The sequence below is a fragment of the Hydrogenophaga sp. L310 genome (genome assembly GCF_055703065.1).
Window position 1 is genome coordinate 73,075 of the sequence record NZ_JBVPZA010000006.1, and the last position, 13,124, is coordinate 86,198.

The 13,124-nt window shown below is 68.7% G+C and carries 9 protein-coding genes and 2 riboswitches; of the genes, 6 read left to right on the top strand and 3 right to left on the bottom strand.

The genetic code is table 11. The features are described 5' to 3' along the window. Positions 1–4: 4 nt before the first annotated feature. From AC0GNO_RS12070 to AC0GNO_RS12095, 6 genes are read left to right on the top strand one after another with little or no spacing between them, the layout of a single operon-like run. The gene (locus tag AC0GNO_RS12070; protein WP_472904075.1) at positions 5–1,642 is read left to right on the top strand and encodes a GspE/PulE family protein; all 1,638 of its coding nucleotides are present in this window, start codon (positions 5–7) and stop codon (positions 1,640–1,642) included. A gap of 3 nt (positions 1,643–1,645) precedes the next feature. Next, positions 1,646–2,920: a type II secretion system F family protein gene (locus AC0GNO_RS12075; protein WP_472904076.1), complete on the top strand. Its 1,275-nt coding sequence runs from the start codon at positions 1,646–1,648 to the stop codon at positions 2,918–2,920. Then, the gene (locus AC0GNO_RS12080; protein ID WP_472904077.1) at positions 2,920–5,154 is read left to right on the top strand and encodes a type II secretion system protein; all 2,235 of its coding nucleotides are present in this window, start codon (positions 2,920–2,922) and stop codon (positions 5,152–5,154) included. Before AC0GNO_RS12075 ends, AC0GNO_RS12080 begins: the two co-directional genes overlap by 1 nt. After that, on the top strand, positions 5,151–6,368 hold the full coding sequence (locus tag AC0GNO_RS12085) for a type II secretion system protein (RefSeq protein ID WP_472904078.1): 1,218 nt from the start codon (positions 5,151–5,153) through the stop codon (positions 6,366–6,368). The genes AC0GNO_RS12080 and AC0GNO_RS12085 overlap by 4 nt, the downstream gene beginning before the upstream one ends. Beyond that, positions 6,365–7,678 (top strand): type II secretion system protein, encoded by a 1,314-nt coding sequence (locus AC0GNO_RS12090; protein WP_472904079.1) that lies wholly within the window; start codon positions 6,365–6,367, stop codon positions 7,676–7,678. The genes AC0GNO_RS12085 and AC0GNO_RS12090 overlap by 4 nt, the downstream gene beginning before the upstream one ends. A gap of 29 nt (positions 7,679–7,707) precedes the next feature. Further along, positions 7,708–8,436, top strand: a complete 729-nt coding sequence (locus AC0GNO_RS12095; protein WP_472904080.1) for a type II secretion system protein — start codon at positions 7,708–7,710, stop codon at positions 8,434–8,436. 34 nt (positions 8,437–8,470) lie between these two features. On the opposite strand, the gene AC0GNO_RS12100 is transcribed toward AC0GNO_RS12095, so the two are convergent. From AC0GNO_RS12100 to AC0GNO_RS12110, 3 genes are all read right to left on the bottom strand, one after another. Then, positions 8,471–10,438, bottom strand: a complete 1,968-nt coding sequence (locus AC0GNO_RS12100) for a B12-binding domain-containing radical SAM protein (protein WP_472904081.1) — start codon at positions 10,436–10,438, stop codon at positions 8,471–8,473. A gap of 105 nt (positions 10,439–10,543) precedes the next feature. Then, the gene (locus tag AC0GNO_RS12105) at positions 10,544–11,800 is read right to left on the bottom strand and encodes a D-amino acid dehydrogenase (RefSeq protein WP_472904082.1); all 1,257 of its coding nucleotides are present in this window, start codon (positions 11,798–11,800) and stop codon (positions 10,544–10,546) included. A gap of 59 nt (positions 11,801–11,859) precedes the next feature. Further along, a riboswitch (glycine riboswitch) is annotated at positions 11,860–11,965 on the bottom strand. A gap of 12 nt (positions 11,966–11,977) precedes the next feature. Then, positions 11,978–12,074, bottom strand: a riboswitch (glycine riboswitch). A gap of 8 nt (positions 12,075–12,082) precedes the next feature. Further along, positions 12,083–13,081 (bottom strand): tripartite tricarboxylate transporter substrate binding protein, encoded by a 999-nt coding sequence (locus AC0GNO_RS12110; protein ID WP_472904083.1) that lies wholly within the window; start codon positions 13,079–13,081, stop codon positions 12,083–12,085. Between the last annotated feature and the right edge of the window lie 43 nt (positions 13,082–13,124).

The following is a 13,124-nucleotide window of genomic DNA, read 5'->3' on the forward strand; positions in this document are numbered from 1 at the left end:
ACCCATGAAAGAAACCCGTCTCAGCTTCAGCCAGATGCTGGTGTCCAACGGTCTGGTCAGCCAGGTCGTGATCGACTACGTGCGCCAGAAGCAGGCGGTCGAAGGGCACAAGCTCGGGCGCATGCTGGTGGAGCTCGGCTTCATCAGCGCCAAGGACCTGGCGCGCCAGCTGGCGATCCAGCGCGGCATCGAATTCCGGGAGGTGCCCGCGGTCGACCCGGAAGTGGCCGCGGCCTTCAACCGCAGCCTGTGCCTGACGCACAACTTCCTGCCGGTGGGCCGTGAGGGCGACAAGCTGCGGGTGCTGCTGGGCGACGCGGAGCCCGAGGCCGTGGCGACGCTGATCCAGCGCCGCGTGGGCCAGGAGGTGGTGTTCTGGCAGGGCGAGTTCTTCGCCGTCATCGACGCCATTCACCAGCACTATTACTTCCAGGAAAACCCGGTCGAGCGGCTGATCGAATCCGAGATCCGCAAGCTCGCTGACGACCGCGACCACGCCTACAGCCCCGACCGGCTCATGGAGCTGATCCTGCACACCGCCGTGCGCGAGCGCGCCACGGACGTGCACCTCGCCCCCACCGCCCGCAGCCGCGGGGTGCTCATGCGCATCGACGGCGTGCTGCGCCCGATGTTTGCGATGCCGCCCTCGCTGGACCGCCTGGTGTCGTTCATCAAGCTCAAGGCCGACATGGACGCCAGCGAGCAGCGCCTGCCGCAGGATGGCAGCTTCACCATCAAGCTGATGGACGCCACCTACACGATCCGGGTCTCGACCATGATCTCGGAGTTCGGCGAACGCGTGGCCATGCGCCTGCTGGCCGAGCGCAGCGACCTCGACCGCCTGCAGGACCTGGGCTTCCTGGAAGACGACGTGGCCGAGATGGAAAAGGCCTTCGCCCGCCCGCACGGACTGATCCTGATCACCGGCCCCACCGGCTCGGGCAAGAGCACGACCCTGCACGCCGCCCTGCGCGTGCAGCCGCTGGTGGAGCGCAACGTGCTGACGGTGGAAGACCCGGTGGAGTACCGGGTGCCGGTGGCCTGCCAGACCGAGGTGAACCGGCGCGCCGGCTACGACTTTGCCAGCGCCATGCGGCACTTCCTGCGCCACGACCCGGACATCATCCTGGTGGGCGAGGTGCGCGATGCCGAGACGGCACGGGCCGCGCTTGACGCGTCGTCCACCGGGCACCTGGTGCTCTCCACCCTGCACGTGGGTGGCATCTTTGGCGTGGTGCCCCGCCTGCGGCTGCTCGGGGTGGACGCCGAGACCGTGGCGGAGAACCTGGTGGCGGTCATCAACCAGCGCCTGGTGCGCTGCATCTGCCCCTACTGCAAGACCCAGCGCGCCGCGACCGAAGACGAAAAAGCCTGGCTCGGGCCGGCGGTCTCGATGGTGCACCACGGCGCCGGCTGCACCCACTGCCGCGGCACCGGTTACCGCGGCCGGTTGCCGGTCTATGAAATCCTCACGGTCAAGCGCGAGCTGGCCGACGCCATCGTGGGCGAAGCGCCCCGGGCGCGCATCCGCGAGCTGGCCGAGGCCAGCGGGCTCAAGCCCATGGTGCACCTGGCCCGGTACCGGGTACTCCAGGGCGAGACCACGGTCGACGAGGTGCGCCGCGCCATTGGACTGGAGTAAGCCATGAGCACTGCCGCCGGTCTGCGGACCTACTTCTACCGCGTGCTGCTGCCCCATGGCAAGGTCAAGAGCGGCTTTCTGCGCCTGCTGGTCGAGCGCGACCACTCGGTACGCCTGCGCCTGGAGCAGACCACCGAGGGTGCCGTGCTCAACCTGGTGCGCCTGCCGGCCTGGTTCACCGCCGTCAACGACTTGCGGCTGCGGCTGTTTCGCCGCCACGTGCGCCAGCAGGACCTGGCCGGTTTCCTGCGCGACATGGGCATCATGCTGGACGCGGGCGTCCCGATGATGGAGGCGCTCAGGACGCTGGTGGAAGACGAGTCCGGCGACGACGGCGTGGCCGAGCTCGCGCAGCGCGTGCACACCGACCTGGGCTCGGGCATGCGCATGCCGCAGGCGTTCGCGCGCCACCCCGACGTGTTCCCCGAAACCGTGCGCAACCTGGCCGAGATCGGCGACCAGTCGGGCGAGCTGCCCCGGATGCTGCTGGAGTCGGCCTCGCACATCGAGCGGCTGATCGACATCCGCCGCGACATCCGCACGGCGCTGATCTACCCGGTGCTGGTGTTCACCACGATCCTGGGTGTGGGCTTCTTCTGGCTCTACTACGTGGTGCCCAACATGGCCCAGCTGTTCAAGCAGCTCCAGGCCAAGCTGCCGCCACTCACGCAGTGGCTGATCACGGTGTCGGACGCGCTGGTCCAGTTCCTGGTCCTGTTCGTGGTCGGTGTGGTGCTGCTGATCCTGCTGCTGATGTGGCTGTACCGCTCGATCCCCGGCTTCAAGCTCGCCTGCCACGAGCTGCTGCACCGCCTGCCGATCGCGCGCACCCTGTCCACCTCCTCGGGCATGGCCTTCATCAGCGAACACCTGGCCCTGCTGGTGCGCGCCGGTCTGGACTTCATGGTCAGCCTGGACGTGTTGTCCCGCGCCACCACCGACCAGTTCTACCGCGAGCGCCTGCTGCGGGTGCGCGACGGCGTGGCGCGCGGCGAAGGCATCGGCGCTTCGATGCGCCGCGTGGGCGGGTTTCCGGCCATGGCGGTGCGCATGATCGCCGTGGGCGAAGAGTCGGGTTCGCTGGACAAACAGCTCGACCGCCTGGCCAGCGAATACCGCAAGCGACTGGACGTGGTGGTCAAGTCGCTGGGCGAGATCATCAAGCCCGCGCTCATCCTGCTGGCCGGCGCGCTGTTCATCTTCCTGATCGTGGCGCTGCTGCTGCCGATCTACGACCTGGTGCGCCAGTCGGTCAACCACTCGCTGGGAGGGGGCTGATGCGTGTGGCGCCCGGGGCCGGTGTGCCCACCCTGAAAGCCCGGCGCCGCCAGCGTGGCCTGGGCCTGCTGGAGGTGTTGCTGTTCATCGCCATCGTGGGCGGGCTGGCCTTGGTCGGCTACCTCGAATGGCGCGAGCGCTCCGCGCTGCAGAGCTCGCGCCAGGAGCGCGCGTCCCTGTCCCAGGCAGACACCGCCGTGATCACCTTTGCCACCGTGATGCAGCGCCTGCCGTGTCCCGACACCGACCGTGACGGGCTGGAGGACTGTGCCGCGGGGGCCCAGAAGGGCTGGCTGCCTTCGGTGTCGCTCAAGCTGGCGGGGGCCGATGCGGGCGTGGGCGTGGCGCAACTGCGCTACCTGGTGCAGCGCGGCGCCACCGCCTACGACCTGGCGCTGAGGGGCGACAACTGGCGCCCGCTGGAGTACGACGGGGACGCGACCACCTTCGCGGCCATGCGCGAGACCACCGCCAGCGGCGGCAGCTACCAGGCCGACATCATCACCCTGCCCGACCTGTGCCAGCGGGTGGGGCAGGGCGCAGTCGCCACCTTCAGCACGGGCATGGCCCACGTGACTTCCGCGCCCCTGCGCCCGGTGGCCTATGCGCTGGTGCATCCGGGCCTGGAAGACACCGACGGCGACGGCTCGCTGTTCGACGGCGTCAACGCCTCGGCGGGCCATACCGTGGAAGACCCCGACCGCTCGCCGCTGCTCAGCAGCTACGACGATGTGGTGCGCGAGCGCTCGTTCGCCAGCCTGCAGTCGGCCTTCCACTGCCAGCCGCTGGCGCAGTCGATCGACACCGTGGCGCTGGGGCTGGACGTGGTGGATCAGGTTGACGAGATGCGCGAGGACAACATCGACGCCGCCGAGCGGGCGGTGATCTTCGCCGCCCTGGGCGCGGCGATCACGGCGGTGGAGCTGACCGCTTCGGTGGTGGAAGCCGCCTCGGACACGGGCAACGCGGTGGCCGAGGCCACGCTGTGCGGCGCCACGCTGGGCCTGGCGGTGAACGCCTGCGCCGCCTTCCCGCAGCACATCGCCTCGGCCGTGCTCGCCGGTGCGTCCACCGTGGCCAACACCGCGACCATCGCCCTGAACGTCACGGCCGCGATCATGGCGGGCAACGCACTGGTGCTGGCCGACAACAGCCGGCCGCCGGAATCGGTGTCGTGCCCCGTGCCCGATGTCAGCGCGGCGCTCGCCGCGTCGCTGACCGAGTGGAACAAGGCCAAGGCCGAGGTCACCCGCGTGCAGGGCGAGATCGCGCAGAAGCAGATCGAACTGGCCAGCGCGAACACCGCGAAGACCAACGCGATCAACACCCTGTACTACTGGGTGAGGTACGGCGGCTCGTCGTCCGACCTCGACGGCACCGTCAACCTTCTGGTCAACCGCTCGAACACCTGGAACCAGGAGGCCGTGGACTACGCCGCGGCCCAGGCCTCCCGGGTGAACTACCAGAACGAATACAACAGCTGGAGCGACATCGTCGTGCGCTACAACAACATGCTGGCCAACCGCACCACGCTGATACCCCAGGTGCAGGCGGAGATCGCCGCGCTGGACATCCAGATCGCCGCCGAGACGAACCCGACCGCCAAGGAAGCGCTGCAGCTCCAGCGCAGCAACAAGCAGGGTGAGCTGGCGCTGCTCAACGACGTCACCACGCTCACCTCGGAGCGCGACAACGCCATCGTCAAGCGGAACCAGGCCTGGGCGAACCTGCAGGCCGCCATCACCGCCGAAGCCAGCGCGCTGGCGGTGCTCAACGGCGCGCGCGGCAACTACCAGTCGGCCTACAGCGCTCTCTTCAATGGCAGCCTGGGCCCCTACAACTTCTATTACCCACCATTGACCTACGTGGCCTGCACCCCGCAGCCCCTCCCGGTACCGGCCTGCCCGGCGGGAAGCTATGAGAGCAGCCCGTACGTGCAGTCGGCGATGCGGGACCTGTATGGCTCGGGCGGTAACACGGGATCGACGCAACCCCACGCAGACAGCAAATACATGAGGCCTCTGACGATACAGCGCCAGCTCGACGGCTTGAACACGCAGCTCAGCGCCGCGCAACAGATGGAAGTGGATACCAAGAAGCGCTACGACGACCTGAAGGCCCAGGCCGACAACCCGCCGGCCTGCAACCTCACCGGCACCGGTGTCACGCCCTGGTCGCCCACCACGGCCGCCGATCTGCTGATCAACGTCGATGTGAAGGGGGGCACGCGATGAGCCCCGTTGTCATCCGCCGCCGGCAGCGCGGTTTCTCGCTGATCGAGCTGGGCGTGTCGCTGGTGATCGTCGGCGTGATCGGGCTGATGCTCTGGCGCTGGATTGCCGCCACGCAACAACCCGTCTCGGCGCAGGACATGCGGCGCCAGCTGGGCGAGGCGCAATCGGCGGTCGAGGGCTTCGTGCTCACGCGCCACCGGCTCCCGTGCTCCGCGGCCAACACCGGCGGGGTGGAAGCCTGCGGCACGGCCGATGCCGTTTTCCTGCCCTGGAAAACGCTGGGCCTGAGCAGCGACATGAGCGTGCTGCACTACGGCGTGAACCGCGGTGGTGGTGCCGACCTGGCCGCCACCGGAGCGGCCTGGATATCGCCCGACCTGAACATCGACTTCAACGGCGTGCCGGTGCTGCCGGTGGCCACCGCCGAGGCGCCGGCCGCGGCCACCGCAGCCACGCAGGTGACCAGCTTGATCACCTCGGCGGCGGCCCGGCGCACGGCGGTCAACGGGCTGGACTGGTGCCGCGTGCTGCGCGGCTTCGCGGCCAATCCCACGGCAGCCGGCGTGTTGAGCGCCGGCAACATCACGGCCAGCCTGCCGGTGGCCTACACGCTGGTGCACCCGGGGATGAACGGCCAGTTCGACGGCAACAACCGGGTCGGAGCGGGCGGCTCGTGGCGGTTCGACCTGCCGGGCCGCGCGCAGGACGAGGGCTTCGACGACATCGGCCTGGCCGTGGGGCCGGCCGACCTGTCCACGCGCCTGGGCTGCGTGGCGCGGCTGAGCGCCGCCCAGGGCTCGGCCCAGGCGGCCTTCGCCCAGTACGACACCACCCGCGTGATGCAGGAATACTGGTCGCTGCGCGAATTCGACGTGACCACGGCCGAAGACGGCGTGAGCGGCGCCGAAACCGGCGTGGCCATGGCCGCCATGGGCCTGGCCATTTCCACCACCAGCACCCTGGTGGGGCTGGCCTCGGCGGCCAACACCGAAGGCCTGACCGTCTACGCCGTGGCCATCGCGGCCGTCAACATGGCCGTGGCCGTCACGGAAGTCGGGCTGGCCGCGCAGGACCTGGTGGATGCCCAACAGGCGCTGGTGGACTCCAGGGCCAAGCTCGTCGCCACCAGCACCTACGCGGCCGGGGTATTCAACGCGCTGGCCGATGCGCTGAGCCAGTCCATCGCACTCGACACGAAAGGACTCAACCCATGAGACAGCGGATGAAGGGGTTCACGCTGGTGGAAATTTCGGTGGCGCTGCTGGCGCTGGGCCTCATCGTGTGGGGGGCGGTGGCGTTCTGGCAGCAGTCCGCCGGCCAGCGGGTGTCTGCCGTGCAGCTGGATGCGCAACAACAGGCCCGCGAGTCGGTGCTGGGTTTTCTGTACGCCCGGCACCGCCTGCCTTGCCCGGCGGCCGACGCCAACGGCGTGGAGTCCTGCTCGCTCGCGGGCGGGGGGCTGCGCCAGGTCGGCTATGTGCCCTGGCAGACGCTGGCTCTGCCCCGACCCGAGGCCGGCCGGCTGCGCTACGGCGTGTCCCGCGAGGCCTCGGCCACAGCCCATCTGGACCGCGACCTGGCGGTGGCGCAGGACCGCATGAACCCCTTGCGCGTGCGCACGCCCGACCCCCGCCCGCAGAACGGCAACGCCCCCAATGGCAGCGCGCCGCCCCTGCCCGTGGCCACGGCGGGGTTGCTGGGTGCCACCCAGTCCGGCGACGTTGCGGCGCCGCTCAACAGCGCATGCAATGCGGCCAACGCGCCGCCCTGCGGCGTGGGCGGTGCCGCCGCTGTCAACCAGGTGGATGTCTGCCTGGCGCTGAACACCGCCTCGGACGCCGCCACCGCGCCCGCCGGGTCACTCGGGGTGATCTCCGCGGGCGTTCGCCGCCCGGCCGCGTTCGCCATCGCCGCGCCGGGGCTGCTCGATGCCGACGGCAACGGCCAGGCCTTTGACGGCGCCAACGCCACGGCCAGCGACGCGTCGCCGACCTTCGAATCGTCCAGCACCCGCGCGACCCACGCCTACGACGACACCGTGCTCGCCGCCAGCCACGCCGAGCTGTTTGCCCTGCTGGGCTGCGAGACGGGCCTGTCGGTGGCCGAACACGCCCACTTCAACGCCGCCACCGGAGCGTTCGTGCTGGAGCGGGCCCTGTACGACTACCGGGACCAGCTGTACGTGCTGGTCAAGCTGGCGGAGGCGGACGTCGCGGCCGCCACGGCAGGTGTGACCAGCGCCATTGCCGGCGGGGCCGACGCCGCCCAGGCGATGCTCTCGGCCACCGCCGACACCACCATGAGCGTGGGCGCACGATCGTTCCAGATCGGCCTGGCCGCGGTCGGGATCGCCGCCGCGGTGGCGGGCGGGATTGCTGCGGGTGTCGCCATGGGGCTGGCCGTGGACTCGCTGGTGGACGCCCAGGACACGCACGCCGAATTTGCGGCCCGCACCACGGCGATCACCGACCTGTCCATCTCCATCAACCGCAACGCGCTGCTCGCGGATGCCATCGGCTTCTGAGTCCTACATATGTTTTCGGGGTGTGCACCATGAATCGACCAACCAATGCCAAGCCCACCAAGCCTGGCCATCGCCAGCGCGGCTTCACCCTGGTGGAGCTGAGCATCACCCTGCTGGTGATCGGTCTGCTGCTGGGCGCCGTGGCCGTGGGCCGCGACCTGCAGCGCAGCGCGGCCAACCAGCGCCTGTCCACCGACTTCGTGCAGGGCTGGCAACTGGCGTACGAGGCCTACGTGAACGGCGTGGGGCGCCCGCCCGGCGACAGCGCCACCAACCCGACCGGGCAGATCAACGGCGGCACCGCCCCTGCGCGCAGCCAATTGTGCGGCAACGACATGCTCAACGCGTTCCTGGCCGCCGGCGTGCGCCTGCCCGAAGGGCGCACGGCCGGCAGCGCGGACCGCTACGTCTACCTGGACAGCAACGGCAACCCGCAGGAAGTGCGGGTCTGTTTCCAGAGCGTGGACTGGGCCGAACCCGGCGCCACGGTCAACACCTACGCCACCCGCCCGCGCAACGTGATGGTGCTCAGCAGCGTCACCCCGTCTCTGGCGTCGATGCTCGACCAGCAGATCGATGGCCGCAACGACGCACGCTTCGGCCGCTTCCGCGATGTGTCGTTCGCCAACGCGATCGCGACCACCGTCGGGCAGGTCTGGCCCATTGACGACCGGATGGCGTTCGGCACCACCGTGGCGACCTCGCTGGACGAATCCCAGGTGGCGGTGACCACCGCGTACCTGCAGATGATGCGCTGAGGGCGCGCCGTCCCTGCGCGGCCTCTGGCCGGGGTCAGTGGGCCGCGGCGGCCAGCGCCTTGCCGATCCGGTGCCGGCTCACGGTCGGTTTGGGTACCTTGTGCGGCAGGTGCTCGAACCAGCGCCGCACATCGTCTTCCACGCACAGGCCGTGCATGTAGTTGTAGATCGCCTTGCGCAGGCCGATGCCGAGCGCGTCGTGGTCGGTGCCCGTGGGGTCGATGAAGCCGATGTCGTTCTTGGCGAAGCTCACCGGCGGCAGCGGGATCAGTTCAATGCCATACGCCGCCGGGTCCATGCCCACGGGGGAGTGCACGGTGCAGCTGAAGCGGTGGAAGAAGCCGCTCTGGATGCAGCCGGCCTCGAACAGCTGGCGCACGTATTCGAGCGCGTCCACCGTGTCCTGCAGCGTCTGCGTGGGGAATCCGTACATCAGGTAGGCGTGCACCAGGATGCCGGCGTCGCTGAAGCCTTTGGTGACGCGCGCCACCTGCTCGACCGACACGCCTTTTTTCATCAGGTTGAGCAGGCGGTCGCTCGCCACCTCCAGCCCGCCGCTCATGGCGATGCAGCCGCTCTGCGCCAGCAGCTCCGCGAGCTCGGGGGTGAAGGTTTTTTCAAAGCGGATGTTGCCCCACCACGAGATGTTGAGCTGGCGCCGGATCAGTTCTTCGGCCAGCGCCTTCAGGGCCTTGGGCGGCGCGGCTTCGTCCACAAAGTGGAATCCGGTCTGGCCGGTCTCTTCGACGATCTGCTGGATGCGGTCGGCCAGCTTCTCTGCCGTGGCGGTTTCGTAGCGGCCGATGTAGTCGAGGCTCACGTCGCAGAAGCTGCACTTCTTCCAGTAGCAGCCGTGCGCCACGGTGAGTTTGTTCCAGCGGCCGTCGCTCCACAGGCGGTGCATGGGGTTGAGCATGTCGAGCAGGCTCAGGTAACGGTCCAACGGCAGGCCGTCCCAGGTGGGCGTGCCCACGTCTTCGAACGGGATGTCGGGCTCGGCAAAGTTGACGTAGCGCACGGTGGCCGTGCTGGTTTTTTCTCCCTTTTCTCCTGGGGGTGGGTTGGGGTGAGTGCTGTCTTCGAGCACAAAAGTGCGCTGCAAGCGCTGGCGCCCTCGTTGCCCATGAAGGTGTTCGATCAGCGAGAGCACCGGCCGCTCGCCCGCATCCAGCGTCACGAAGTCCACGAAATCGAAGACCCGCGGGTCGGACAGTTCGCGCAGTTCGGTGTTCACAAAACCGCCGCCCAGCGCGATGCGGATGTGCGGGTGGTGCGCCTTGATGGTCTGCGCGATGCGCAAGGCCGCGTAGACCGAGCCGGGAAAGGGCACCGATAGCAGCACCAGCGCGGGCTTGTGGCGGTGGATGGCGGCCAGCGTCAGGTCGCTCAGCAAGTGATCCACCAGCGTGGGCGGCGCGGCCAGTGCGGCCGCGAGCGGGTCGAAGGTGGGCTGGCTGCTGGCCAGCGACTCGGCGTAGCGCACGAACTCGAAACGTTCGTCCACCGCGTCGCGCAGCACGTCGGCCAGATCGTTGAGGTAGAGCGTGCAGAGGTGACGCGCCTTGTCCTGCACGCCGAGCGCGCCGAAGGCCCAGGCCAGCGGGTCGCCGCTGCCGTCGTCCACGTAGGCGTCGAGCGCCGAGAAGCGCGGGCCTTCGGGCAGCAGGCCGCGCGCGGCGATGCGGTGGGCCAGCGTCGAGTCGCGCCCCTGCAGGTAGGCGATGGCCGGGCCAATGGTGCTGCGGTAGGCGTCGAACTGGTCGAGGAAGGCGTGCACGCTGCCCGAGCGTTGCGCCTCGGGCTGGGCCAGCGCACGGCCGCGCACAGCTTCCAGCCCGGCGGGCGTGAACAGTTGGAGCACCAGCGCCAGCGCCAGGTCTTCCTGCACCGCGTCGATGCCGCGCGAACGCAGGAAGCCGGTGAGGTAGGCGGTGGAGGGATAGGGCGTGTTGAGCTGCGTCATCGGGGGGATGACGCTCAGCACGCGGAAATCGGTGGGCATGGGCGGCTCGGCTGGGAGTAACACAGGGAGCTTAGCCCAAGCCCGCCGCGCCAGCGGGCCAGCAGGCGCCATACCCGCTGATCGCCGCTGGTTGCGCGTGCGGCGTCAGACAGCGGGGGCGGGCATCACCTGGCGCGTGTGGCGCTGTTGCGCCTGCCACTGCGCCACATGCCCGGTCAGCTGGTGCGCGGTGATGGCAGACAGTGTCCAGCCCAGGTGGCCGTGGCCGGTGTTGTAGAACACGTTGGGCGCTCTGCCGGGGCCGACGCGTGGCAGCATGTCCGGCATCATGGGCCGCAGGCCGGCCCAGGGCTCGACGCGGCGGGTGCTCACGCCCGGGAAGCACTGGTTCACCCAGTTGACCAGCGGGCGAATGCGGTCGGCGCGGATGTCGAGGTTCATGCCGTTGAACTCGGCGGTGCCGGCGACGCGGAAGCGGTCGGCGCCCAGCCGGCTGGTCACCAGCTTGGTTTCGTCGTCGAGCAGGCTGACCTGCGGCGCGGCGGCCTGGCTCTGTTCGTCGTTCAGCATCACGGTGATGGAGTAGCCCTTGACCGGGTAGACGTTCAAGCGGTCGCCGAGTTGCGCGCCCAGGGCGCGGCTGTGCACGCCGGCGCAGACCACCACCGCGTCGCCGCTCACCACCTCGCCGCTGGAGAGCGTCACGTGTGCCGTGCTGCCGTCGCTCTGAACGCGCTTCACGGTGTGGCCGGTCAGCAGCTTCACGCCCAGGCGCTCGCAGGCGAGCGACAGACCGTGGGTGAACTTGTGGATGTCGCCGGTGCTGTCGCTCTCGGTGAAATAGCCGCCGTAATAGTCACCCGCCAGCGTGGGCTCGATGGCGCGCATCTCGTCGGGTGTGACGGCGCGGCGCGGCAGGCCGCCTTCGGCCAGCAGCTTGGAGACTTCACCCGCGTGCTGAAAGCCGGCCTTGTCGCGGTAGATGTGCAGGATGCCCTGTTGCTTCAAGTCGAAATCAATGCCTTCGGCCTGTGCCCAGCCGAACAGGTGTTCGCGCGCGGCAATGGCCAGCTTGGTGGTGGCAATCGTGTTGTCGCGGTACTTGGGGATGTTGGCTGCGAACTCGGCGAACCAGCTCAGCTTGTGCCAGCTGGGCTTGGGGTTCACCAGCAGCGGCGCGTCGGCCTTGAGCATCCACTTGATGCCCTTGAGCAGGGTGGACGGGTGGGTCCAGGTTTCGGCGTTGGAGGCCGAGAGTTGCCCGCCGTTGGCGTGGCTGGTTTCCATGCCCGCATAGCGGTGTTTTTCGATCAGGGTGACGCGGTGACCTTGACGGGCCAGGGCGTAGGCGCTGGTGACGCCGGTGATGCCGCCGCCGATGACGATGAGGTGTTGTGCCATGGGAATCTCTTTGAAAGCCGTCAAACAAAGGGGCACGCCCCGCACACCGTGTGCGGGCCATGACCCCCTCTGTTTGTGACCTGAGAGATTCACCCGCCGTGACGGCGGGCTTGCTCCTGCGGTGGGCCGGGAGACGAATCCTGGCCACTCTTCAGAGTGTTGCGCTTTGAAAAGCGCGGTCGTCGATCGGTCCTTTTGCCTGAGAGTTTCCGGGGCGGTTGCTCCTTCGGCGCCGGCCTTCCCTGAGGGCGCCGGTCTCTCCCGATCGACGGAAGAAGGCGTTTATTGTGCCTGCAGCCCGATGGATTTGACAATGGCGCGAAACTGTTGGGTGCCGTCGGTGTAGGCCTTGTCCATGGCCGCCAGCGACTGTGGCTTGGGCAGCAGCAGGCTGTTGGCCTCCAGGGCCTGGTGCACGCCTGCGTCGCCCAGCGTGTCGCTGATGGCTTTGTGCAGCGCGGTGACCACGGGTTCCGGGGTGTCCTTCTTGACGAAGTAGCCGGTCCAGATGTTGAAGGTGAAGTCCTTGAGCTGCTTGCTCTCGCTGATGGCGGGGTATTGCTTCACGCTGTCCAGCCGCCCGTTGTTGAGCATGGCCAGCACCTTGATGCGGCCCTGCTTGGCCATCTCGTCGTACTTCTTGCCGTAGGGCGAGAGGAAGAAGTCGACCTGGCCGGCCATCAGGTCCTGCTCGGCGGGGGCCCCGCCCTTGTAGGGCACATGGATCATCGGGATGCCGGTGACCTTGGACAGGTGCTCGCCCAGCAGGTGGTAGAACGAACCGGGGCCGACGCTGGCGAAGGTCAGCGGCTTGCCATCCTTGGCGGCCTTGCGGGCGTGGTCGAGGAACTCGTCCACGCTGTTGACCGGCAGGTCTTTCTTCGCGAGGAAAGCCATCTGCGCGGTGGCGATCATCTGCACCAGGCGGAAATCCTCGCTCTTGAACTTGATCGATGAAATCGCGAGCGGCGCGAGGATCAGCTCGTTGGGCGAACCCTGGAACACGGTGTAGCCGTCCGAGGGGCCGTTGAGCACCTTCTGCGCCGCAATCGACCCGCTGGCACCGCCCAGGTTTTCGATCACCACCGGCTGGCCCAGCTGCTTGCCCAGGGTGACGTTGACCGAACGCGCGATCACGTCCGACAGGCCGCCCGCCGGATAGGGGACCATCAGCGTGACGGGTTTGGCGGGGAAGGTCTGGGCGATGGCGGTGCCAGCCAGACCGAGGGTGGCCAGCGCGGCGGCGGCCAGAGCTGAGTGGATGCGGATGCGTGCGTTCATGGGGTGGTCTCCGTTGTGGTTGTCGAGGGGAAGGCGTTGATGA

Excerpts from the sequence above, each read along its gene's own strand:
- AC0GNO_RS12080 (WP_472904077.1), top strand. The coding sequence starts at position 2,920 with ATGCGTGTGGCGCCCGGGGCCGGTGTGCCCACCCTGAAAGCCCGGCGC.
- AC0GNO_RS12110 (WP_472904083.1), bottom strand. The coding sequence starts at position 13,081 with ATGAACGCACGCATCCGCATCCACTCAGCTCTGGCCGCCGCCGCGCTG.
- AC0GNO_RS12085 (WP_472904078.1), top strand. The coding sequence starts at position 5,151 with ATGAGCCCCGTTGTCATCCGCCGCCGGCAGCGCGGTTTCTCGCTGATC.
- AC0GNO_RS12095 (WP_472904080.1), top strand. The coding sequence starts at position 7,708 with ATGAATCGACCAACCAATGCCAAGCCCACCAAGCCTGGCCATCGCCAG.
- AC0GNO_RS12070 (WP_472904075.1), top strand. The coding sequence starts at position 5 with ATGAAAGAAACCCGTCTCAGCTTCAGCCAGATGCTGGTGTCCAACGGT.
- AC0GNO_RS12100 (WP_472904081.1), bottom strand. The coding sequence starts at position 10,438 with ATGCCCACCGATTTCCGCGTGCTGAGCGTCATCCCCCCGATGACGCAG.
- AC0GNO_RS12090 (WP_472904079.1), top strand. The coding sequence starts at position 6,365 with ATGAGACAGCGGATGAAGGGGTTCACGCTGGTGGAAATTTCGGTGGCG.
- AC0GNO_RS12105 (WP_472904082.1), bottom strand. The coding sequence starts at position 11,800 with ATGGCACAACACCTCATCGTCATCGGCGGCGGCATCACCGGCGTCACC.
- AC0GNO_RS12075 (WP_472904076.1), top strand. The coding sequence starts at position 1,646 with ATGAGCACTGCCGCCGGTCTGCGGACCTACTTCTACCGCGTGCTGCTG.